Here is a 21174-nt window from a genome sequence, read left to right on the forward strand (position 1 = left end):
TGCATTTTTCGTAATTCCGTCAAATCAACCGTAGAAATACCTCTGCTGTATGTTCCAGAAGCTCATCCGGATACTCATAATGGATCGTGTGAAGTGCTGCATGGTCTTCTCCGGCTCCGATTCCGAAAAAAGCTCCCTTACACTTCTTTAAATAATGTCCAAAATCCTCGCTCCAACGCATGGGAACTTCCAGTGGCTTCCCATTGCATCTCCCCATGACTTTCGCAGCACAACCCGGATCATTTTCCGTTGCGGGAAAGACGTCCTGCTCTTCCATCTCAACTCCAAGTCCGTCTGCTCCCGCCAGATCTTTTGCCGTCCTCCACACAGTCTCCCGTAAGAGTTCCAGATCTTTTTCATGTTCTGCCCGGAATGCGATTCCATTTCCGGCACCTTCCCTGTGTGCCGCATAAAATCCTCCCCCGCAATCATTGAGTTCCAGGCTGGTATGCGCTGTCAAAAAGTTCTGCAGAGTCTCTTTTGTCTGCTTCTCCTGACCGGATATCTCCGGACAGGCATGCAGCGTATGTCTTAAATTTGTGATCTGTTCTCTTATATATGTATCCATGACGTTCACACTCCTGTATTATTTTAATACACCTTTTCTGTCATAATTCTATCCATTTTCCTTTCCAGGTGTAGAGAATCATCAGCACTGCTCCCACCAGCCAGGAAACCGGATAGAGAATGAAAATTCCTTCAATAGACGTATAATACGGCAATACCAGCTGAATCCATACGATTCGGAAAAGGCAAAGTGAAACAAGAAGCACCACCATGGGCGGTATGCTCTTTCCGGTCCCGCGCACCGTTCCCGCCAGCGAATGAAGAATTGCCAGAATCCAGTAAAACGGGCAAAAATACCGCATAGCTGTCTGACCATAGGCGATTACACCCACATCCTCGGAGAACAACCTCATAATCTGCCCCGAGAAGGTGAGCAGAAGAATTCCTGTGAGCACTGTATACACAATTCCCATGAGCAGTGTCACCCACATACCTTTTTTCATACGATCATATTTGCCTGCTCCATAGTTCTGTCCGATAAAAGTCGTGATGGCCATGCTGAAGCTCAACACCGGAAGAATGTTAAAGCCGTCAATCTTCAGATATGCGCTGAATCCTGCCACCGCCATTGCCCCATACTGATTAATGCTTGCCTGAATCAGTATATTGGAAAAGGAAATGACCATATTCTGGATTCCGGTAGGCAGACCTATCTGGATAATACGTAGCGCCATCGCTTTGTGAATCCGAAGACTTTTCAACGAAATGCGGTAATCCGCCGGAACCCGGAACAGGAACCACAGTGCCAGAATGCAGGAGATTGCCTGGCTGAAGTTGGTCGCAATGGCTGCTCCTGCCACACCGATCTTCAAGCCTGCAATCAACAGCAGATCCATAAAAATATTGACCACAGCCGCTGCTGCCAGATACATCAACGATCTTCTGGAATTTCCTGCCGCATTCAGAATTCCAGCCGCCATATTATAAACCACATTAAAAATCAGTCCATAAGAATAAATCCGCAGATAACAGGCTGCATCATCCAAGATTTCCGCCGGTGTATTCATCATCACCAGCAACTTCCGGCTAAACAAAATACCACCTGCTGTCAGAATCAGTCCCAGAATGATCGAGATCGCCAACGCCGTATGTACCGCCTTATGAACCCCCTCTTTCTCTTTCGCTCCCAGATACTGGGAAACGATCACTCCTGCGCCTACAGAAGCTCCCAGGCTGAATGCAATCAGCAGATAGATTAGAGAGGCACCTGCCCCGACTGCTGCCAGTGCATTACTTCCCACATAATTTCCTACAATAATCGAGTCCACTGCATTGTACATCTGCTGCAGCAGATTGCCCAGGATCAGCGGCGTCGCAAAAAAGAGAAGGTTCTTAAAAATGCCGCCTTCTGTCATTAATACTGTATTTTTCTTTTCATTCATTGAGTACTATCCCCATTTATATTCTGTTATCATTTCCAATATCTTTATGCTATCACGAACTCAAAGCATATTCAAATTTTACTTATCTTCATTCTTCTATCTGCTGCTCACGGCTGCTCCGCAGGCAGCCTCTTCCCTGTAATCCGCCAGAGTGAGCACAGCTCCAAACATATCTGAGCAGATCTCCTGCAGCACCGGATTCCGCCGAAGACCGTTGCCGGAAGCAATGAGGTGTTCTGCCTGAATACCGGTTCCTTCCTGAATCACCCGGAACATTTCATAGAGCTCAGCTGCCATTCCTTCCAGCACTCCATACACCAGCCCTTCCGGGGTAAAATTTTCTTCGCTCACATTCAGAATACTTCCACGAAGTTCCGGATGAGCCCTTGTTCCGTTAAAGGTGGTATTCACTTTCATCCGGTCTTTCTGCTGCTGTCCGGCTCTCGCCAGCTGTTCCATTTTTTCATACTGGGACTCGTCCGTTCCGACACAGCTTCTTAAGAACCGCTCCAGAATCGCATAGGCCCGTCCGCCGCAGAGAGATGCACCCACCAGAAGATAGTTTCCTTCTGTAATGGGTCTTGCCTCAATGCCCGGCGCTTCAAAATAGTCCGGCGACAGCACGGAAATCTGTCCACCGGTTCCCATATTTAATAATAAAGTTCTTTCTTTCAAGCCCACGGAACCAAGGAAACTTGCCTGGTTGTCTCCGATTGCCACAGTCACCGGAATGCCCCGGTAAGTACCCAGCTGCTCAAAATTCTGGCATACCTCCGGCAAAATCTCCGTATTCACCGCCAGATTCTGCAATATATCTCTGCGGAAAGCATGTTCTTTCACATCATAGAATCCAAGGCTCGCTGCATTGCTGGCATGTAGAAGGGGCCGTTTCCGTCCGGTCAGACACATGCCCAGATAATCTGCGATAGTACAGATCCCCACTGCTTCTTCCGGTACTTCTCCGTACAGCTGGTTCCATAGATGAGTTACCAGACCGTATCCGGTAAATACCGTAATCCCGGTCTTCTCCCGAACCATCTCTGTCAAAGTCTTCCCATGCTCATCCGGCACATTACCCCGACCATCCTGCCAGGTATACAAAGGACTAATACATCTGCCTTCCCGATCCACATAGAGGATTCCGTGCATCTGTCCGGTCAGACCGATGGACGACACCTCCGGATAAGCATGCAGCAGTCCTTCCAGGACTTCCCTTGTTTTCTCAACGATTTTATTTACATCCTGTATCCGTTCCCATTCCTGCGCAGTCTCCATAAATGTTCCATTGGAAATGGTTCTGGATTCCCATACTTTCTTCTGCTCCGGATCCAGCACTACCAGACTGATGGTGGTGGTCCCGATATCAATGCCCAATACCTTCATTTACATACTCCCATAAAAATTCATTATCCAAATTATAACACACACCAGAAATTTTTACAGCTTGACATTCTTCCTTTCCTGCTCTATGATGTTAATTAGTTCAAAAATGAACTTTCTAAAAAAAGAGAAACTTAAAGGAGTGACACTGCTCATGCAGAATAAGGAAGATTTTTTAGGTACTGAACCCATTGGAAAGCTGTTATTCCGACTTTCCATCCCCACGGTAGTCGCACAGCTCATTAACATGCTCTACAATATCATAGACCGCATCTATATCGGACACATTCCCGGCGAGGGAAGTCTTGCCCTCACAGGCGTCGGCGTCTGTATGCCGATTATCATGATTGTATCGGCATTTGCCGCACTGGTCAGCTCCGGCGGCGCACCGAGAGCCTCTATTTTTATGGGTAAAAAAGATCAGACATCCGCAGAAAAGATCTTAGGCAACTGTTTTGCACTGCAGATCATCATTTCCTGCATTTTGACCGCAATCCTGCTTCGATTTAATGAATCGCTTTTGCTGGCCTTTGGTGCAAGTTCCAACACCATCAGCTATGCAACCGCTTACATGCAGATTTATGCATTCGGAACACTGTTCGTACAGCTGACCCTTGGCATGAATGCTTTCATCACTGCCCAGGGATTTACCACCATTTCTATGGTCTCCGTCCTGATCGGTGCAGTCTGCAACATCATTCTGGATCCGGTATTTATCTTCGGATTCCATATGGGCGTACAGGGAGCTGCCCTTGCAACGGTTCTCTCCCAGGCGATTTCCTGCGTGTGGGTCATCCGCTTTCTCTGCGGCAAGAAAACCCAGCTCCATATCCGTATCAATCATTTACGGCTGAAAGCTGCAACCATTCTGCCCTGTATTTTCCTTGGTCTTGCTGCCTTTATCATGCAGGCAAGTGAGAGTGTCATTGCCGTCTGTTTTAATTCTTCCCTGCTTCGCTACGGCGGTGATATCGCAGTTGGAACCATGACAATCCTGACCAGTGTCATGCAGTTCGCCATGCTTCCGCTTCAGGGAATTGCCCAGGGTGCGCAGCCTATCTCCAGTTATAATTACGGTGCAAAAAATGCAGACCGCGTGAAGAAAACCTTCCATCTGCTGCTTCGTACCTGCCTGACCTATTCCCTCCTTCTGTGGGTTGCCGTACAGCTGGTTCCCCAGGTATTCATCAGCATCTTTACTTCCGATGCCGACCTGATCGCCTTTGCCACACCGGCACTTCGCATTTATTTCGGAGGTCTGGGACTCTTCGGCATTCAGATTGCCTGCCAGATGACCTTTACCTCTCTGGGAAAAGCAGTCAACTCCATCGTCGTGGCTATTGTCCGGAAATTTATCCTGCTGCTTCCGCTCATCTACCTGATGCCTCACGTGGTATCCGACCCCACCACCGGCGTCTATATGGCAGAGCCCATTGCAGATGTGATCGCTGTCACCTTTACCTGCATTCTGTTTGCCGTTCAGTTTAAAAAAGCACTGGCGGAAATTCGGTAAATACCCGTCGTAAAAAATGAAGAATTCCAGGTATACCGACTGCTGAAATACAGGTGGTCGGTACATCTGGAACGCTCCTAGTACTATTTGAAAACTTATTTTAATTTGACAAATGGATATTTTCCATAAATATCATCGTTATTCCATTCCGCAATACTCATGACATCCACTTTATCAATCATTTTTATTCCTGTATCAAGACTCTCCTGCAGTGAAAATGGAAGCAACGTTTTCATACGCCCTCTTAACCTTTTTCTCATCGTAGAATCACTTCCAGGTGCTTCTACCACATAAATGTAATGTACTGGTTTTCGCTTACCCAAAAGATACAGATAGTGATAAGAATCATAAAATTTTCGAATTACTGAACCTACCTTTTTATCTTCCATAGGATTAAATGGCTTGGTCTTATAACTAAGTTCCACCGCTTTTTCAGTGTTGGCATTTTTATATTCCATTATCACAACATTTTCGGAATTTTCAATCATAAAATCTGCATCTGAAAGCTGTACTTTTGCATCATGGTAAATCTGATGAAGTTGATCTGATGCCCAAATAGCCTGCGAACAATCCAATCCATACTCTTCATTTTCATCGGTAAAAATTTTTTTCATTTTCATTTTCTCAAAGCCGATATACTTCATCCAGTAAACTATTATCAGCCATCATGATGTGATTGGCTTCCAGATCCTCCATTCTGTATGCAGAATTACTGTAAACTTCCTCTTCACCTGTTTCTTCATTTTTTTCTGACATGTCTTTTAATGAATCTGATAACTCCGATGTGCCCTTATATAAATTATGGAACATCACCTGTTCTTTATTTTTACGCCGGATTTCCAAATATTTTGCAAAATTATAGCTATGTGTTGCAACAAATATCTGCACACCATTTTCCTGCAGTTTAAGCAAAACTCCTGCAACCAATGGATACAATTCCGGATTCAAATTTGCCTCTGGCTCATCCCATAACAAAACTGATCCTTTTTCAAGTAATCCATTTCGTATCAGTTTCCAAAGCAATCCCAGTTTCCGTAAGCCTTCCGCTTCCAATGAGAAATCAATCTTTCTTCCATCTTTTTTTAACACATAAAATACGTCGTCTTCCTGTATAACCGTTCCATCAATCGCTGCACTTAATTCATCAAGAATTGCTTTGCATGATTCCGGTATTTCCCTTGTTTCCGGAAGGGAGGCATTTACTACAATATCTATCTGCGTCCCATCAAATGGCATAGTATATTTTTGATTCATTGCAAGAAATCCCTTTGAATGAGAAAGCATTTCTGTTGTTGGAATATATACCGACGGAATATTCAACCCTAACCAGTCTTCATATCCTAAAATTTTTTCATGCGTCAGACTATCTTCAAATACGTGTGTCCCATCAGATACTTTATAGTAACAATAGTCACTTTCTGTATTTTTCAGCATCTCTGAATTTTTCAAATTGTTAGAAAAAAAATCTAACAATCTCTTTGTTTTTCCTGGATTTGTCTTTTCAAACGACCACTGTGTTGCTGCATAAATCATTTTGAGAATTGTCGTTTTTCCTACACCATTTTCACCTATCAATACGTTAATTCCATTGCAAAAGCCTAAATGAAATGCATCTGAAATTTTATCTCCTGTTTTTACTTCCCCTATTTTACAATCCCCATTATTTTTCCGCCATTGTCTCTGAAAGACCATCACATTTAAAATATCTATTGATTTAATCGCCATATTTTTACCCTCTGATTATTAAGTATGCGGTTTTATTGTGCCATAAATCAAAACTAAACTCAATATTTCATTGTATTATTTCAAATAAATGAATATATCTCTTTGTCTTCTCCATCACATCTGTCAGCAACTCCAGGTTCTTCATGGTATCCGGTGTTTCGATTGAGTGATTTGCTTCTTCATATACATAAATTGATACTTTCTGCTGCTCTGAAAGCCGTACCACCTCTTCCGTATTGCTCCACGGATCTTTCGTTCCTATAAATGCAATGGCATTCTCATGTGGGAATGCATAGGTCTGTTTCAGCGGAGTGTACAGAACCTGCTGGCACGGAATTTTGTATTTCCATGCATAATTGGACGCGATAATCGTTCCCACGCTCTTTGATACAAACAGAATCTCACTGTATTTTCCAAAATCCACTTTTGACAGCTGCTGCTCTGCCTGTGCATACAACGCTTCAAACGCCTGCTGCATCTTCTGCTCATCTCCACGGATATTTCTGCCATCATAGGAATAAGAAAGCGAAATACTCTCCTCATATCCACATTCCTGTGTCAGCTTTCTTGCATAATAAAGCAATGGTTTGTCACAGTGATAACCAATTCCCGGGAAAAATATGGCTAACTTTTTCATTTGTTCCTCCATCATTTATTTTTATAATTGCATCAATGTTTCAAATACTCTGCCCATCCTTTCACGGGCATCTTTGTAAAACCCACCTTGAATCCTTGGAAGTTCTTCTTTCCCAAACTCCCGCTTCTCAATATAGGCACCATACCAGAGTTCGATCTGCAATGCCTCATATCCAAGTCCCTGTCTTCCATAATGTCGGGTAATATAACCGCCTGCATATTCCTGATTGCATTTTACCGAAAATCCCTGATCTGAACACAGCTGTTCCATTTTCTTCAGAAATTCATCCGAGCAGCTTGTCCCAAAACTACTTCCCAATAAAATATCTGCTCCAAAATTCAGACCAAAACTATGTAAATCCAGCAAATACACCTTTGGAAAATGCTTCTTCTTTTCCGCCAGAAGCTGTTCTAACCGCTGATGGTATGGCAGATAAAAGTTATCTATGCGTTCTTGAATTTCTTCATCATTCGGAAGCACCTCATACATCTTGTCATCCTGGATAGTATGGGTGTAGATAAGATTCGTCTTATAAGAATCTCCTTCTCTGATCCTGTCCCTGTTCACATCAATCACATACCGATTCACCGGATTTATCAGGACTGTATATTGCTGCTCCCGCAGAAAATCATAAAAGTCCGGCAAATACCAGTCACTGTTTGGCAAAATCAGATCTTTCTTCAGTTTTGTTTTCATCTCCGGTGGAATCCAGATGCCGCTGTGCGGAATGCTGATGACCACCGGATGCTGATGAATGAATGTGTTATATCCTTCAAACTTTTGATATTGCATTTTCATGACTTGATCAACCATTTTCTTCAATATCTTCTTACACTTTATCACGTACCATCATTAATGTATAACCCAGCAAATTCTTGCCGTTCCATTGGTTTATGTTATAACGCCTTGGATCATTCATGGACAAGCCGATTCCCCATATTTGATCCTTTACCGCACATTCTGCTAAAACCATTTGCTCCGTCATTTTGAGTTTTCTTCGCAGTAATTCATTTTGAGAAAATTTTGCCAAAAGTCCTTCATATACTATAATCTGCCTCATTCCATTCCAGATATGATCATCATATCCCGTCACTTGTCGTCCCAGAGATTTTATTTCTGCAACATCATCTGTTTCCAAAATTTGATGACTAATCAAATGATCTCTAAAACACTCCGCCTTTTTATACATCATAAATTGTTCCATTGATGAAAATATAATGCCATTTACTTCAAATACGCATCTATACCAGTTGCTCAAATATCCGTTTTCTTCATCTGGATTATGAAAACATATAATATTCATGTTCATGTCTCCCCTGACCGATTAAAATTTTATATTTTGATACAATCAGTATACTATAAAACACAAAATATTTCATTGATAATTTTATACCTCCGTAATCTCATTCTATCGTAGTATATATATGAACAATCTACAAAAGTCGATCACAAAAAGCTGGTACAACTCATTACACCAGCTTCATCTTCTCTACCATCCAACTCTCATTTTCCATATGATATTCTTTCCCACAATAAGAGCATTCTTCTTCCAGTTTCAGTACTGAATTCACCGCTCCCTTTTGCTGGCACAGAAAATGCCGGGATTCCGGTTTCTTTGGTATATTTGTGTCATATTTTGATATATTTTAAAAATTAATCATGTATATTAGTGTTAATTTTTAATAATATTTAATTGTTTTTTACATGAATAGCTGGTATACTATGTTCAGTACATTTACGGAGGACAGATTATGTATAGAAAGATTATGTGCTTCCTGAAAACGTGGAAAGAAAACGAACACCGCAAGCCCCTTATTTTACAGGGCGCAAGGCAGGTTGGAAAGACCTATTCCATTCTGGAGTTTGGACGCACCTGTTACGAAAATGTGGCATATTTCAACTTCGAAACCAATCCAAAGCTGAACGAAACCTTTGAAGAAAACATCAGTCCCGATTATCTGATACCGATTTTATCCCATATCGCAGGACAGACCATCGTAAAAGAAAAAACACTTATCGTATTCGACGAAGTACAACTTTGCGAAAGGGCATTGACCTCGCTCAAATACTTTTGCGAAGATGCTCCAGATTACCACATCATTGTCGCAGGCAGCTTGCTCGGTGTTGCGGTCAACAGAGCGAAATTCTCTTTTCCCGTAGGAAAGGTCGATATGAAAACGCTTTATCCTATGGATATGGAGGAGTTTATGTTGGCTCTCGGCAAGGACGATTTGGTAGAACAGATTAAAAAGTGCTTTCATACTGATACGCCGCTGCCGTCTGCCTTACACGATATCGCAATGCAGCTTTACCGTCAGTACCTTGTGGTCGGCGGTATGCCGGAATGCGTAATGCAGTTTGCTGAAACAAAGGATTATATCCTTGTCCGGCATACGCAGGATATGATACTTGCAAGCTACCTCAATGATATGAGCAAATATAATAACCTGAATGAAATCAAGAAAACCAGACTTGCCTATGATAACATTACCGTTCAGCTCTCAAAGAAAAATACCCGTTTCCAATATAAGCTGATTAAGAAAGGGGGACGGGCTTCCGAATTTGAAAATGCGATAGAATGGCTTTGTCTGTCTGGTATCGTATCACAGGTCTACAAAGTAGAACAAATCAAAAAGCCGCTTGAAAACTACCGAGATATTGATGCATTCAAGATTTATGTATCCGATTTGGGATTGCTCTGCGCCAAAAAGGATTTAGCCGCCAATGACATTCTCTATATGGTCGAGGAAATAAACGACTTCAAGGGCGGTATGACAGAAAACTATGTCAATGTGCAGCTCTCCATTAACGGTTATCACACCTATTATTGGATGTCGGAGCGTGGGGCTGAAATTGATTTTATCATTCAGCGTGACGGACTGCTCATTCCCCTCGAAGTCAAGTCTGCCGACAACACCAGAGCCAAAAGTTTAAAGGTCTATATGGACACTTACAAGCCGGCCTATGCAATCAAGCTCTCCTCTAAAAACTTTGGCTTTGAGGACAACAAAAAAATTGTTCCTCTCTATGCCGCATTTTGTATCTGAAACAGCCGATAAAATCATTGTCTTTAAAATATTAAAAATAAATCCTTCCCGAAAATGCCACATGAGGAAGTTCATAAAAAGTACTGTCTTTTGGACATATAGGGCGATACAGTGGATCCGCCACAATGATTCTGGCACTTTTCAGTGCCTCTTCCATGGCTTCTTCTCCGAGCACCACCGCGTCCTTTTGTCCAAGCAGGGTATCACATTCTTTTAACGGGCACAGGACACGGGCCGCACGTCCATATTGTTTTTCAATCCCTGCTGCCAGTGAGCCCATGGTGACCGGCTCTCCAATCAGCGTAATCTCTGCCTCCTGCTGCATGCGGTTCTGCAAATATACCGTCACAGGATCGGTCTTCTGCGTAACTGTATGTTCCAGTGCACGGGAAATGTCTTCCACTAACCATTGATTCGGCGTTCCGACCACATATGGCATGTGATATTTTTCCCAAAGGACCTTCGCTACCCACAGTCCCACTGCGGATACCACCAGATTGATATCCGCCTCACCTGACATTTGCAACGTTTTGAGATCGTCTCCCATGGCCCATGTAGAGAATACGTCCCATCCATATGCTTTCAGATTTTCTTTTAATAATTCTACATTTTCCTGTGGTCCGAAATCCAGCGGTGTCACACCCAGGAGATTGACCCTGCGCATAGAAACATCTCGTTTCTTCTGCCAATCCGGTGCTTTGACAAACCGACTGGCGATTTTTTCCAGCGCGATTCCAGCTCCATATACATAATCATGCATCCCGTTGGTGGGTACAAAAAACGTCGGGATTCCGGTTTCCTTTTCTATGATCCGTGCAATGGCTGGAAAGTCTGTCCCATTCAAAAATGGAATCGGCGAACCTGCCAGTGCAATAAATGCCGGATGCAGTTCACTGGCAGTATACGTAATATCATTGATAAATTTCCGGTCATTTCCCATAACCGCATCGATCTCTGTGAGTCCTGAGATAAAGATCAGACTGTCCTGATCGTACCAGCGGAGCTCATCATGGGTATTATAGGTGGAATTACATCCGGAAGGATCGTGCATCACGGTCATTCCACCCAGCTCATACAATGCGGAACAGACGCCGGACACATCTGCCGTATAGACCGGGATGATTCGATATGATTGTCTCATAGGCAGCACTCGCACCCCCATCCCTTTTGTATTACAAGTCTTTCCGTATCTTTTTCATTGAGGTATGCATCCATCATCAGCTCTGCCGTCCTCCGGATTCCGTCAAATCCATACAGTCCCTCTCCCTGCACCAGATTCACAAAATGCCGGCTGCGGCTGAAATATGCTGCCTTTTGTCCGATGGCAAGCACTTTTTCCTCTCCGCCTCTTGGCAGCACCCGCATTTTTACCTGAATCGTCGCAATCAGTTCCAGTTCCGGCGCATGCTCCTGAAGCCAGAGAAAATCCTCTTTTTCTTCCGGACTGATGCCGTCCAGATAAATGGCTTTCACACAGAAACCATGTGTCAGAAGCAGTTTTGCCAGCCCAAGTGGTCTTGGATGATAGAGATAATCCAGAACAATCGGCATCTCCCCCATCAGATTCTTTGCCTCTGCAAGCTTTTCCTCACAGGCCGCACGCTCATGCGCCAGTTCCTCTTCCGTTAATTCCGGCAATCCGAGCATATCCGTCAGCTGCTTTAACTGGTTCTCGATCTCTTCATAGGAAAAACTGCCCGGCAGATAGAGATGCTCACGTCCCAGACGTTTTGCCTGTGCCTCCATTCCATATTTTCCGGCCGGATAGCAGTTAAGAAACAACCGCCCCCTGCTCATTTCCAGCAGTTCCTGCCAGGTATTGCAGGCAGGCAGTTCCCGTACCCTGTACCCATATCGTTTTAACAAACGCTTGATATCGCTGCTCTCATCCAGGACAAAATCACTGCCCAATACCGAGACGGTTTTCTCATCCGCTTCACAGACCGGAAGGGGATCATACATGGCTTTTCGAAGCTTCTGATCCGGCGTCAGACTGTGCTTCTGCATAATCGGGTCCATGTAGCAGCGGATAAAACAGATATCCGGGAAACGCTCTTCTAATTTCCTATAAATATATTTCAGATTACTTCCAAGGAAATGATGAAGGCAAACCGTAAAAAGCAAAACGGCTTTCGGATGATCTCCCCTCTTGTTCAGCACATCGGTTACGCCCTCGATGGTCAGCTCCTCCAGATTGCTGTACAAAAGATCCTTTTCTTCCACAATTACATAGGAAAAACGGTCTGCCGCATTCATTTCCGCAGCCGTCAGTACAACACCCCGCATACAGTTCTCTGCACAGACATAGATTTGTATCGTCTCAGGAACCTGCATTCCCGTATGTACAATATTCCAGTTGCCGTGTACCGGAGAATTATATTCCAGCTTTGACGCAAAGGGTTTCGGAAAGGATGCATCCTCCATCTTTATCACAGCGTCTTTTTTTTCTGTCACCCTGATCAATCGCCTGCTCCTCCTTCTGCCGGAGTAATCACATTGGAATATGCTGTTTTGGCAGATACTCCTTTCAAACGTCCGATTTTTCCGGAGAGTGCACTGATCTTATCCTGCGGTGCATCGATGGCAATGCTGATGATGCTGATCCCTTTCGCACGATAGGGAATACCCATCCTGCCGATAATATACTGACGCGCTTCATGAAGCAGCGTGTTTAATTCTTCAATCGCATCATCCTGCTCTACAATAATAGAAATAAGTGCCACTCTGGTGTCCATGCTCCCATTCCTCCTGTTTAACAGATTCTTGGCAAAAGCTCCCCACCCGGCTGCGGAAGCAGTGCCAGTGTGCCGATCTCAGTCTCCATAACCACTTTTCCCGGTTCCTCTGCGACCACCTCGCCAATGATCGCTGCCTCTGCAGAATAGGGACATTTTCTCAGTGTTTCCACAATTCCTTCAGCTTCTTCCTTCGGTGCCATAATAACAAGTCTTCCCTCACATGCCAGATATAAAGGTTCCAGGCCAAGCATCCCGCAGACCCCCTTTACTTCCGGCTGCACCGGAACAGCTTTTGCATCCAGATGAATCCCCACGTTGCTCTGCCCTGCAATTTCATACAGAACCGTTCCTACGCCACCTCTGGTGGCATCACGGATCACATGCAGATTATGTGTGGTGTCCATGACTGCCTTTACCGTTCCCCACAGAGGTGCACAATCACTGGTCACATCGGCATCAATTCCAAAATCTTCCCGTTCTAACAGAATCGTACATCCGTGCCGTCCGATATCACCGGTCACAATGATGGCATCTCCCGGCTTTGCCAGTGCTCCGCCAACGGTGACTCCTTCTTCAATTTCACCCATTCCGGTCGTGGTGATAAATACGCCGTCTACCTGACCTCTTCCTGCAACCTTCGTATCTCCCGATACAATATGTACACCTGCTTCTTTTGCCGTTTTCTCCATAGCGGCAGCGATTTCCTCCAGTTTTTCCATGGGGAATCCTTCTTCAATGACAAAGGCGCAGGTAAGATACAATGGTTTTGCCCCCATACATGCAAGATCGTTGACCGTTCCGCAAATGGACAGTTTGCCGATATTTCCTCCCGGGAAAAATGCCGGGGATACGATGAAGCCATCTGTCGACACCGCCATCTTGCCTGCCGGCGGAATCAGAACCGCCGCATCATCTGCCGTCAGATCATGATTTGCAAAATGTGCCTTAAATACCTGATCAATCAACTCGGATGTCTGTCTTCCACCGGCACCATGTGCCATCGTTACTGTTCTATTTTCCATGATGTTTTCCTTCTCTCTTTGTATTGGCAACTATTCAGAGCCACATTCGCAACTATGAATACTGATAGTATGCGGAACAGGCTCCCTCGCCCGATACCATACAGGCTCCCACCGGGTGCTGCGGTGTACAGACTTTTCCGAACACTTTACAATCGGACGGTTTGCATTTTCCCTGCAGTACATCACCGCAGCGGCAGGCCGGATTGGGTTTTCCTTCTATTATCGGCACCTGATATTTGATCCGTGCATCAAACTCCTGCCACTCCTGCCTTAACTTCATGCCGGATGCAGGAATCATACCAAGGCCTCTCCATTCACTGTCACAGGCCTCCATCATCTCATCTACAAGAACCTGTGCCTCCCTGCTGCCTTCCTGTGTCACCACACGCGGATAACAGTTGACAAAAAACGGTTTTCCTTCCTGAAATTTTACCAGTGCAACCGCCAGTGCCGTCATCAGTTCTTTTGCGGTAAATCCCGCCACAACACCGCTGACCCCTTCTTCTGCCAGAGCTTCACACAGATGTGTTCCCGTAATCGCATTCACATGTCCCGGATATAAAAAGACATCTGCGCTGCCCTTTAATGCCTCATAAGCCTGGGGCATGGTTTTATTAGCCGTCAATATGGAATAATTAGAAAGTCCATCTTCTTTTGCTGATTTCACAGAAAGACATCCTGCAGGCGTCGTTGTCTCGAATCCTACAGACAAAAATGTCACCTGCTCCTCCGGATGTTCTCTTGCATATTTTTCAGCATCTGCCGGAGAATACACGATACGAATCTTCGCTCCCTGTTCCCGTGCTCCCGCAAGGCTCATCTTTGTTCCAGGGACACGCACCAGATCACCAAAAGTACAGACAGTAACTCCTTTTTCCAAAGCCAGATAAATCGCTTCGTCAATAAAACTGACCGGAGTCACACAAACCGGACATCCCGGTCCTGAAATCAGTTCCACCTGCTCCGGCAGCAATTTACGGATTCCCAGGCGGAAAATCTCATGGGTATGTGTGCCGCACACTTCCATGATCCGTACATGGGGGCCATCATAAGTCTCTATTATTTCTCTGGCTGTTTTCATGATAAAAATTTCTCCATGAGATGTTCTGTCTCGCTGTCATCCTCCTCTGTGATTTTCGCGATTGCCACACCCGCATGAACCATCACATAATCTCCCGGTTCCAGATCTTCCAGAAGCTGGGCGGAAACCTCTCTTTTTGCACCGCCTGCATCAATGACTGCCGTGCCATTACTGATTTTTACTACTTTTGCTGATAACCCTACACACATTTTTTATACTCTCCCGTTCTGTAATTGATACATCCCATATGCCGCCTGTCCGATGGCAATTCCTCCGTCATTTGGCGGAACCATCCGATGTCGCAGCACTTCAAATCCTTCTTCCATAAGCCGCTCTTCCGTCAGACGAAGCAGCAGCCGATTCTGAAAGACACCGCCACTTAAAGCAACCTTCTGTCTGCCGCTTACATTACGTACCTCCATACAGGCTGCTGTGATCTGCTCTGCCAGTGTCTGATGGAACAGATATGCCAATCTTCCGCTGTCTGCTCCCTGAAGCTTTGCTTCCGTGATCTGCTGTACCAGCGTTTGGGTATTCAGAATCAAACGTCCGTCCTCTTTATACAGCAGGTGATCCTGATTTCCTTTTTGTTTCTGCAGATTATACTGCTCATATGCTTCTGCTGCAAACTCCAGTGCCATCGATGCCTCACCTTCAAAACTGGACTGACGTCTGAACCCTAAGATAGCACTGACTGCATCAAAAAGCCGTCCCACACTGGTGGACACCACCGCATTTAATTTCCGGTCCGCCATGGTAAACTGTACCCTGCTCTCCTGCTCACTGCAAAGGCCAAGCTTTTCCATTATTTTCCATGCCTGCTCACGGTCTTTGGTATATTCATAAATCATGGATACTGCAATCCGCCAGCCTTCCTTTGCCGAAATGTCGCCACCGATCTGTAAAAATGGGGCAATACTTCCAGCTCTTGTAAAATTCTCATAATCTGCCAGCAGGATTTCTCCACCCCAGATCGTTCCATCCGTTCCATATCCGGTGCCGTCAAAAGCCACTCCGATAACCGGTTCCTGGCAGTCATTTTCTGTCATACAGGATAAAATATGCGCATAATGATGCTGCACCTTCAGCACCGGGTAACCTAGCTCTTCCGCCACCACAGTAGAATTGTATTTCGGATGTAGATCACAAACCACAGCCTGAGGTGTTACTTCCAATAACGTCTGAAACCGGTGAATGGTTTCCTGCAACGCTTTTACTGTTCTTACATCTTCCAGGTCACCCACATAGGGAGATGGATAAAACCGGCTGTCTACGCCGATACAGAAGGTATTCTTCAGTTCTCCTCCAACAGCAAGCACCTGCCCTTTCCAGTCCGCCGACATCATGAAGGGCAGCGGCGCATATCCCCTGGAACGCCGAATCATATAGGGTTCGTTTTTATAAAAATCCATAACCGTATCATCCGCCCGGATTCTGATTTTTCGATTGTGAGACAACATGGCATCACACAAATGAGACAGTTCCGCAACCGCCTCTGCATCCTCGCGACAGATGGGCGCCCCGGACGTATTTCCACTGGTCATGACTAAAATGTCCGGCATTTTAATTCCGTCATCATACTGGAAAATCAATAACTGCACCGGTGCATACGGAAGCATCACACCAACCTTTGGATTCCCAGGTGCAATAGAAGGTGCCAGTCTGCCGCCAGTTTCTTTGTTCAACAGCAGAATCGGTTTCTGATGTCCGGTGAGAATCGCTTCCTTCTCCGGTGTTACAATACATTCCCGTTTTACCACCGCTTCATCCTTTGCCATGACTGCAAAAGGCTTGGCCGGACGTCTTTTCAATGTCCGCAGGCGCTGAACCGCTTCTTCATTTGTCGCATCGCAGCACAGATGAAAACCACCGATTCCTTTGATTGCTACAATCTTGCCATCACTGATCATCCGCCGCGTACAAGTAATGGCATCCCGCCCCCGTTCGGGTCGGCCGATCAGATAGACTTCCGGTCCACATTCATTACAGCACACAGGCTGGGCGTCATAACGCCTCGTCTTCTCATCATCATACTCTTTTGCACAGTCCGGACACATGGGAAATTCCTTCATACTTGTCCGTTCCCGGTCATAGGGCAGGGCATCCAGAATCGTCAGCCGCGGTCCACAGCAGGTACAGTTGATAAACGGATGCAGATACCGCCGGTCTTTCGGATTGTACATTTCTTCCTTACATTCCTCGCAGATGGCAATATCTGGCGAAACAAAGATCTCCCCTTTGGTCTTTTCACTTTCAATAATGTCGAAGGTCTCAAAATGGGTCTCTGTCTCTGCGGTAACATCCTCTGTATTAATTTTTAAAATAGCCGCACGCTTTGGCGGATGTACTTCCAGGGCCTTCAGAAATCCTTCGATCTGCTCTTTTTCACCCTGGGTATATATTTCCACATAGGGGCCTCTATTACAGACCGTTCCGCGAATTCCACTGGCTGCTGCATGGCGGCTTACCGTCGGCCGAAATCCAACCCCCTGAACGATGCCATAGACCCGGATACGCCAGGTCAGTTCCTTCTTTTGCATACTCTTCTCCCATCGCAGGATCCCTGATGATTCTGTTATTCTGCTCCTGCAAGACGACCCGACACGGCAAAATGTACGGTGTCCACAAAAGTTCCGCCAAATTTTGGTGTCATCCGCTCCATACAGCGATCCGCATAAATCACATCGAAATCTCCGTCTTCTACCAGCTTTATATAATCCTCTTCATCCCGCAGGTGAAGATCTCCTTCCTTACGAAGTTCCGGCTTTACCATAAACCAGCTTGCTACCGTTACCTGGGCATCCGGTGCTTTCTTTAAGATTTCTTCACGGATCGCAGAACCAATCACCTGCTGCTGTACGATCAGTACTCTTTTTCCGGAATAATCCATCTCAGAAATCAGTTCCTCCACCAGAGGATAACCAACCTCGTAGGGAGTTCCATAAGTGCGTTCCAGATATTTCGCCGCCTCCAAAGCCGCCGGAGATACCACGATATGTTTCTCCACATTGGAAACCTTCTTCACAGCCTCCAGTCCGTCTCCCATTCCATAACAGACCGCTGTTTTTCCTTCTGCTGCAAAGCGTTCCCGGATACGGTCCGCCGCACGCAGGTCACTGATATCCTGCGGTGTCATGCCAAGAATCCCGATTCGTCCAGGAATCACTTCTTCTTTTTCACCTGCAAATACGAAAAACAGTTCCAGCCATGCTTTTTCTTCGCCTTTGTCATACAGTTCCATGCCGTCCGTATCCACAGTCATGATCGGCAGATTCACTTTTTTCTCCGTCATGCGCTTTAATGCATGGTAATCCGTTCCGATAACTGCAGGAACCGGTGTCCCTATAATAGCTGCAAACTTCGCATCCAGCTTTGTGGCTGCATCTGCAAGTTTTTCTACCAGGCGGTCATCCCGTCCAAGAATTGCATCCATATCACGGAGTCCTGCACTGAACAGGGCACTTTTACTCTCAAACCACCGGGGTTCATCAAATCCGCAGATATTTCCGGTGCAGCCACCGGCATCGCAGATCACGATAATCCCACCAAATTCATAGAACACAGACACTGCTCCGGATTGATCCGGTGCAAAAGGTGTCAGGTATTTTCTCAGTCCTCTCATTGTATTACACCTCCGCCAATGCCTCAAACAGTCTGCGCACTCCTGCATAGCCAAAGGGCTGCCGTTCCTCGTTCCAGCGCACGTTGGGACATCCCTTATGGTAATATCCGGCATCTTTTCCAATGGTCAGGTTGACACCGGACTGGCTTCCGTCATAATACAACATCGTTGGCTCCAGGTTGGAGAAGACTTTTGTCTCCGGACTTAAAACTGCCAGCTGTTTCACATAGATAAAATTTTCACCGGATAAGGTTCCATAAATCTCCGGCACACGGAATCCATACCGTGCCAGTGCCAGCGCCAGTTCAAAGGGATCTCCATTCATCCATTCTCCGACAGCAAAAGACGCATCCGGATGCGTTTCCCGGAATTTTGTGATTGCCGCTTCCGCTTCTTTGCGCGGTGCTTCATCATTAAATTCCACACCCAGTGCCGCCCCAAAGGCACGATACTGGCTGGCAATTTTATCAATCTGATAAAGTCTTCTCAGCTCAATATACGGAATTTTCAACCGATCATGAAAATCCTCTGCTGCAAAACGTGCTTCCGGGTGCAGTACCAGATTAAAATTTGCTTCCGCCATAGTCTGATATTCTGCGTAATCGCTGCATCTGGAAATCTCATGAATCGTTTTCACTCCCGCACCGTGAAGTAACTCATACAACTCACAGTCATCCACCAACGGCGAAAAATATCCCAGTAAATTTACTACATTTCCTTTTTTCTTCTTCGGCTCCAGCAGGGAATAAATGGACTGCCGAACATGCACCATGGGAGGCTTTCTGCCTTCTCTGGTCAATGCATACATATAACAGGGCTTCACCGGAATTCCTGCATATTCCTCTGCCTTATGACAGACTCGTTCCATATCCGTGCCGAGCAGCGCATCCACACAGGTAATACAGATCATTACAACAGACGGCTTCTTCTCAAGCCCTTCGCAGATCTCTGCCACCGCCTTTGGAATCTTTTTCAAATGTCTTCCCGTTACAATATCCGTCTCATCCATCAACAGGTAATAAAACCGGTCATGATACGCCGCCATGGAGCTGAGAACCGAAGTATTGCGTCCGCAGCATCCCGGAGATACAATCAGCATAATCGAATCCGGCACCGCCAGACCTGCGCGCTTCACACCGAATCCTTCTGCTCCTGGAGAGTTAAAAGCCAACGTCGCCGGGGAGCTGTAGATCAGATGGGTATGGGAAATCAGCTGTTTGGGAATATTCTCTTTTCCAAGTTCATTCAGCTTTTTTACCCTACAAAAATAAGCTTCCTGTTTCATGCATATTCCTCTTCTTTCCACAACAATGCAGCCAGATCAAGGAAACATTTGCTGATGTCCGAAGTCGGATCTCCCTCGATCACAGTCTTTCCCTGTTCCTCCCAGTGGATAATTTCATCACTTCTTGGCACTTCGCCCACGATCGGCACTCCGATCTTTTCTGAAAATGCCTGTACCTTTTCCTTCTCATTCTCCACATTTCTATGATTTAACACGATGCCAAATACTCGGGCATAGCTGCGGTCTTCGAAGTTTCTGACTGCGCTGGAAATATTGTTGGCCGCATACAGCGCCATTTTCTCCCCGGAGGTAACGATCAGAACCTTATCCGCATATCCCTCACGAATGGGGGCTGCAAATCCGCCGCATACCACGTCGCCCAGGACATCATACAAGACCACATCTGGTTTATAATGCTCAAACAGTTCCATATCTTCGAGAAGCTGAAACGTCGCAATAATTCCACGTCCCGCGCAGCCAAGTCCCGGTGTTGGTCCTCCGGTCTCAATGCAGAGGATTCCCCCATAACCCTCCTTTGAAATCTGTGACAGCTCATCCGGCTCTTCATCCTCTTCCCTCATATAATTCATCACCGGACGAAGAGGCTCTCCCCCAAGTAAATTGATGGTAGAATCCGCTTTCGGATCACATCCGATCTGAATGACACGTTTTCCCATATTGGCAAATGCCGCCGCCAGATTCGAAGTTACTGTAGATTTTCCAATCCCGCCCTTTCCATATACTGCTACCTTTAACATGTTTCCCTCCTGTTATTTCGTATTGAAAACGAAATTTTCTACGCAAAAAAACCACTTTCCCGGCAGTTTGTCAGGAAAATGGTTCTGCAAAGTCGTATATCGTAACTATTCCTGCTCGGATTATCCTTGCCATCAGAGTTTTCTCACAATTCATTACTGTTATGTCTTTTTCACCAAATATTTATCAGATGGATGAATCAGATACAGTAATCTTTTTCATTATTTTATCATCCGGCATACAAATTAGTCAACACGAACTGTATAGCAAAAAAGGGGCTGTCGCACTAACGTGCGGCAGCTCATTTTATATATCCAACACAAAACGCCGAGCTTCGAAAAGCCCGGCGTTCGTGGTATAATCAGTTTATGCGACTAAACAAAATAATACAGAGGGATTATACCTCATTTTCGCTGTAT

At 45.5% G+C, this 21174-nt stretch carries 20 protein-coding genes; 2 read left to right on the top strand and 18 right to left on the bottom strand.

Annotation, left to right across the window (positions count from 1 at the left end; all coding sequences use genetic code 11):
- Positions 1-19: 19 nt before the first annotated feature.
- From LKD36_RS12975 to LKD36_RS12985, 3 genes are all read right to left on the bottom strand, one after another.
- Entirely contained in the window at positions 20-568 is a 549-nt protein-coding gene (locus LKD36_RS12975; RefSeq protein WP_308459833.1) for a zinc-binding metallopeptidase family protein, read from the bottom strand.
- A 40-nt stretch (positions 569-608) separates the two neighbouring features.
- The gene (locus LKD36_RS12980; RefSeq protein ID WP_308459834.1) at positions 609-1949 is read right to left on the bottom strand and encodes an MATE family efflux transporter; all 1341 of its coding nucleotides are present in this window, start codon (positions 1947-1949) and stop codon (positions 609-611) included.
- Between the two features lie 96 nt (positions 1950-2045).
- Positions 2046-3332 carry a sedoheptulokinase gene (locus tag LKD36_RS12985; protein WP_308459835.1) on the bottom strand — a complete coding sequence of 429 codons (1287 nt, stop codon included), beginning with the start codon at positions 3330-3332 and terminating at the stop codon, positions 2046-2048.
- Positions 3333-3483: 151 nt separating this feature from the next.
- Here LKD36_RS12985 and LKD36_RS12990 point away from each other — a divergent pair, with 151 nt between their 5' ends.
- Positions 3484-4842 carry an MATE family efflux transporter gene (locus LKD36_RS12990; protein ID WP_308459836.1) on the top strand — a complete coding sequence of 453 codons (1359 nt, stop codon included), beginning with the start codon at positions 3484-3486 and terminating at the stop codon, positions 4840-4842.
- Positions 4843-4937: 95 nt separating this feature from the next.
- Here LKD36_RS12990 and LKD36_RS12995 read toward each other — a convergent pair whose 3' ends face one another.
- From LKD36_RS12995 to LKD36_RS13015, 5 genes are all read right to left on the bottom strand, one after another.
- Positions 4938-5456: a hypothetical protein gene (locus tag LKD36_RS12995; protein ID WP_118769802.1), complete on the bottom strand. Its 519-nt coding sequence runs from the start codon at positions 5454-5456 to the stop codon at positions 4938-4940.
- A gap of 10 nt (positions 5457-5466) precedes the next feature.
- The gene (locus LKD36_RS13000) at positions 5467-6567 is read right to left on the bottom strand and encodes an AAA family ATPase (protein WP_308459837.1); all 1101 of its coding nucleotides are present in this window, start codon (positions 6565-6567) and stop codon (positions 5467-5469) included.
- A gap of 67 nt (positions 6568-6634) precedes the next feature.
- The gene (locus LKD36_RS13005; RefSeq protein WP_308459838.1) at positions 6635-7204 is read right to left on the bottom strand and encodes an alpha/beta hydrolase; all 570 of its coding nucleotides are present in this window, start codon (positions 7202-7204) and stop codon (positions 6635-6637) included.
- A gap of 21 nt (positions 7205-7225) precedes the next feature.
- A complete protein-coding gene (locus LKD36_RS13010) occupies positions 7226-8017 on the bottom strand; it encodes an N-formylglutamate amidohydrolase (protein WP_308459839.1) in 792 nt (263 codons plus the stop codon).
- Between the two features lie 16 nt (positions 8018-8033).
- Entirely contained in the window at positions 8034-8507 is a 474-nt protein-coding gene (locus tag LKD36_RS13015; RefSeq protein WP_308459840.1) for an NADAR family protein, read from the bottom strand.
- Positions 8508-8970: 463 nt separating this feature from the next.
- Between LKD36_RS13015 and LKD36_RS13020 the strand changes: the two genes are divergently transcribed.
- Positions 8971-10251, top strand: coding sequence for an ATP-binding protein (locus tag LKD36_RS13020; protein WP_308459841.1), 1281 nt, complete (start codon positions 8971-8973; stop codon positions 10249-10251).
- A 31-nt stretch (positions 10252-10282) separates the two neighbouring features.
- Here LKD36_RS13020 and LKD36_RS13025 read toward each other — a convergent pair whose 3' ends face one another.
- The 10 genes from LKD36_RS13025 to LKD36_RS13070 are packed head-to-tail and all read right to left on the bottom strand — an operon-like array spanning position 10283 to position 20757.
- Positions 10283-11392: a nitrogenase component 1 gene (locus LKD36_RS13025; RefSeq protein WP_308459842.1), complete on the bottom strand. Its 1110-nt coding sequence runs from the start codon at positions 11390-11392 to the stop codon at positions 10283-10285.
- Positions 11389-12705, bottom strand: coding sequence for a nitrogenase component 1 (locus LKD36_RS13030; RefSeq protein WP_331465235.1), 1317 nt, complete (start codon positions 12703-12705; stop codon positions 11389-11391). The genes LKD36_RS13025 and LKD36_RS13030 overlap by 4 nt, the downstream gene beginning before the upstream one ends.
- 5 nt (positions 12706-12710) lie before the next feature.
- Positions 12711-12986: a TM1266 family iron-only hydrogenase system putative regulator gene (locus tag LKD36_RS13035; RefSeq protein ID WP_118769781.1), complete on the bottom strand. Its 276-nt coding sequence runs from the start codon at positions 12984-12986 to the stop codon at positions 12711-12713.
- A 17-nt stretch (positions 12987-13003) separates the two neighbouring features.
- Complete coding sequence (gene hypE / locus LKD36_RS13040) at positions 13004-14011, bottom strand: hydrogenase expression/formation protein HypE (protein ID WP_308459843.1); 1008 nt, start codon at positions 14009-14011, stop codon at positions 13004-13006.
- Between the two features lie 52 nt (positions 14012-14063).
- Complete coding sequence (gene hypD / locus LKD36_RS13045) at positions 14064-15092, bottom strand: hydrogenase formation protein HypD (RefSeq protein WP_308459844.1); 1029 nt, start codon at positions 15090-15092, stop codon at positions 14064-14066.
- Complete coding sequence (locus tag LKD36_RS13050) at positions 15089-15301, bottom strand: HypC/HybG/HupF family hydrogenase formation chaperone (protein WP_308459845.1); 213 nt, start codon at positions 15299-15301, stop codon at positions 15089-15091. The genes hypD and LKD36_RS13050 overlap by 4 nt, the downstream gene beginning before the upstream one ends.
- A 3-nt stretch (positions 15302-15304) precedes the next feature.
- Positions 15305-17632 (bottom strand): carbamoyltransferase HypF, encoded by a 2328-nt coding sequence (gene hypF, locus LKD36_RS13055; protein WP_308459846.1) that lies wholly within the window; start codon positions 17630-17632, stop codon positions 15305-15307.
- A 35-nt stretch (positions 17633-17667) separates the two neighbouring features.
- A complete protein-coding gene (locus LKD36_RS13060) occupies positions 17668-18714 on the bottom strand; it encodes a nitrogenase component 1 (RefSeq protein WP_308459847.1) in 1047 nt (348 codons plus the stop codon).
- Between the two features lie 4 nt (positions 18715-18718).
- Positions 18719-19999: a nitrogenase component 1 gene (locus LKD36_RS13065; RefSeq protein ID WP_308459848.1), complete on the bottom strand. Its 1281-nt coding sequence runs from the start codon at positions 19997-19999 to the stop codon at positions 18719-18721.
- Positions 19996-20757 carry a nucleotide-binding protein gene (locus LKD36_RS13070; protein ID WP_118769774.1) on the bottom strand — a complete coding sequence of 254 codons (762 nt, stop codon included), beginning with the start codon at positions 20755-20757 and terminating at the stop codon, positions 19996-19998. Before LKD36_RS13070 ends, LKD36_RS13065 begins: the two co-directional genes overlap by 4 nt.
- Positions 20758-21174: the final 417 nt, after the last annotated feature.

The organism is Hominiventricola filiformis (assembly GCF_020686965.1).
GTDB classification, from domain to species: Bacteria; Bacillota; Clostridia; order Lachnospirales; family Lachnospiraceae; genus Hominiventricola; species Hominiventricola filiformis.

Bases quoted from the DNA above. Each gene is read 5' to 3' on its own strand.
- LKD36_RS12975 (WP_308459833.1), bottom strand. From the start codon at position 568: ATGGATACATATATAAGAGAACAGATCACAAATTTAAGACATACGCTG.
- LKD36_RS12980 (WP_308459834.1), bottom strand. From the start codon at position 1,949: ATGAATGAAAAGAAAAATACAGTATTAATGACAGAAGGCGGCATTTTT.
- LKD36_RS12985 (WP_308459835.1), bottom strand. From the start codon at position 3,332: ATGAAGGTATTGGGCATTGATATCGGGACCACCACCATCAGTCTGGTA.
- LKD36_RS12990 (WP_308459836.1), top strand. From the start codon at position 3,484: ATGCAGAATAAGGAAGATTTTTTAGGTACTGAACCCATTGGAAAGCTG.
- LKD36_RS12995 (WP_118769802.1), bottom strand. From the start codon at position 5,456: ATGAAAAAAATTTTTACCGATGAAAATGAAGAGTATGGATTGGATTGT.
- LKD36_RS13000 (WP_308459837.1), bottom strand. From the start codon at position 6,567: ATGGCGATTAAATCAATAGATATTTTAAATGTGATGGTCTTTCAGAGA.
- LKD36_RS13005 (WP_308459838.1), bottom strand. From the start codon at position 7,204: ATGAAAAAGTTAGCCATATTTTTCCCGGGAATTGGTTATCACTGTGAC.
- LKD36_RS13010 (WP_308459839.1), bottom strand. From the start codon at position 8,017: ATGGTTGATCAAGTCATGAAAATGCAATATCAAAAGTTTGAAGGATAT.
- LKD36_RS13015 (WP_308459840.1), bottom strand. From the start codon at position 8,507: ATGAATATTATATGTTTTCATAATCCAGATGAAGAAAACGGATATTTG.
- LKD36_RS13020 (WP_308459841.1), top strand. From the start codon at position 8,971: ATGTGCTTCCTGAAAACGTGGAAAGAAAACGAACACCGCAAGCCCCTT.
- LKD36_RS13025 (WP_308459842.1), bottom strand. From the start codon at position 11,392: ATGAGACAATCATATCGAATCATCCCGGTCTATACGGCAGATGTGTCC.
- LKD36_RS13035 (WP_118769781.1), bottom strand. From the start codon at position 12,986: ATGGACACCAGAGTGGCACTTATTTCTATTATTGTAGAGCAGGATGAT.
- hypE (WP_308459843.1), bottom strand. From the start codon at position 14,011: ATGGAAAATAGAACAGTAACGATGGCACATGGTGCCGGTGGAAGACAG.
- hypD (WP_308459844.1), bottom strand. From the start codon at position 15,092: ATGAAAACAGCCAGAGAAATAATAGAGACTTATGATGGCCCCCATGTA.
- LKD36_RS13050 (WP_308459845.1), bottom strand. From the start codon at position 15,301: ATGTGTGTAGGGTTATCAGCAAAAGTAGTAAAAATCAGTAATGGCACG.
- hypF (WP_308459846.1), bottom strand. From the start codon at position 17,632: ATGCAAAAGAAGGAACTGACCTGGCGTATCCGGGTCTATGGCATCGTT.
- LKD36_RS13060 (WP_308459847.1), bottom strand. From the start codon at position 18,714: ATGAGAGGACTGAGAAAATACCTGACACCTTTTGCACCGGATCAATCC.
- LKD36_RS13065 (WP_308459848.1), bottom strand. From the start codon at position 19,999: ATGAAACAGGAAGCTTATTTTTGTAGGGTAAAAAAGCTGAATGAACTT.
- LKD36_RS13070 (WP_118769774.1), bottom strand. From the start codon at position 20,757: ATGTTAAAGGTAGCAGTATATGGAAAGGGCGGGATTGGAAAATCTACA.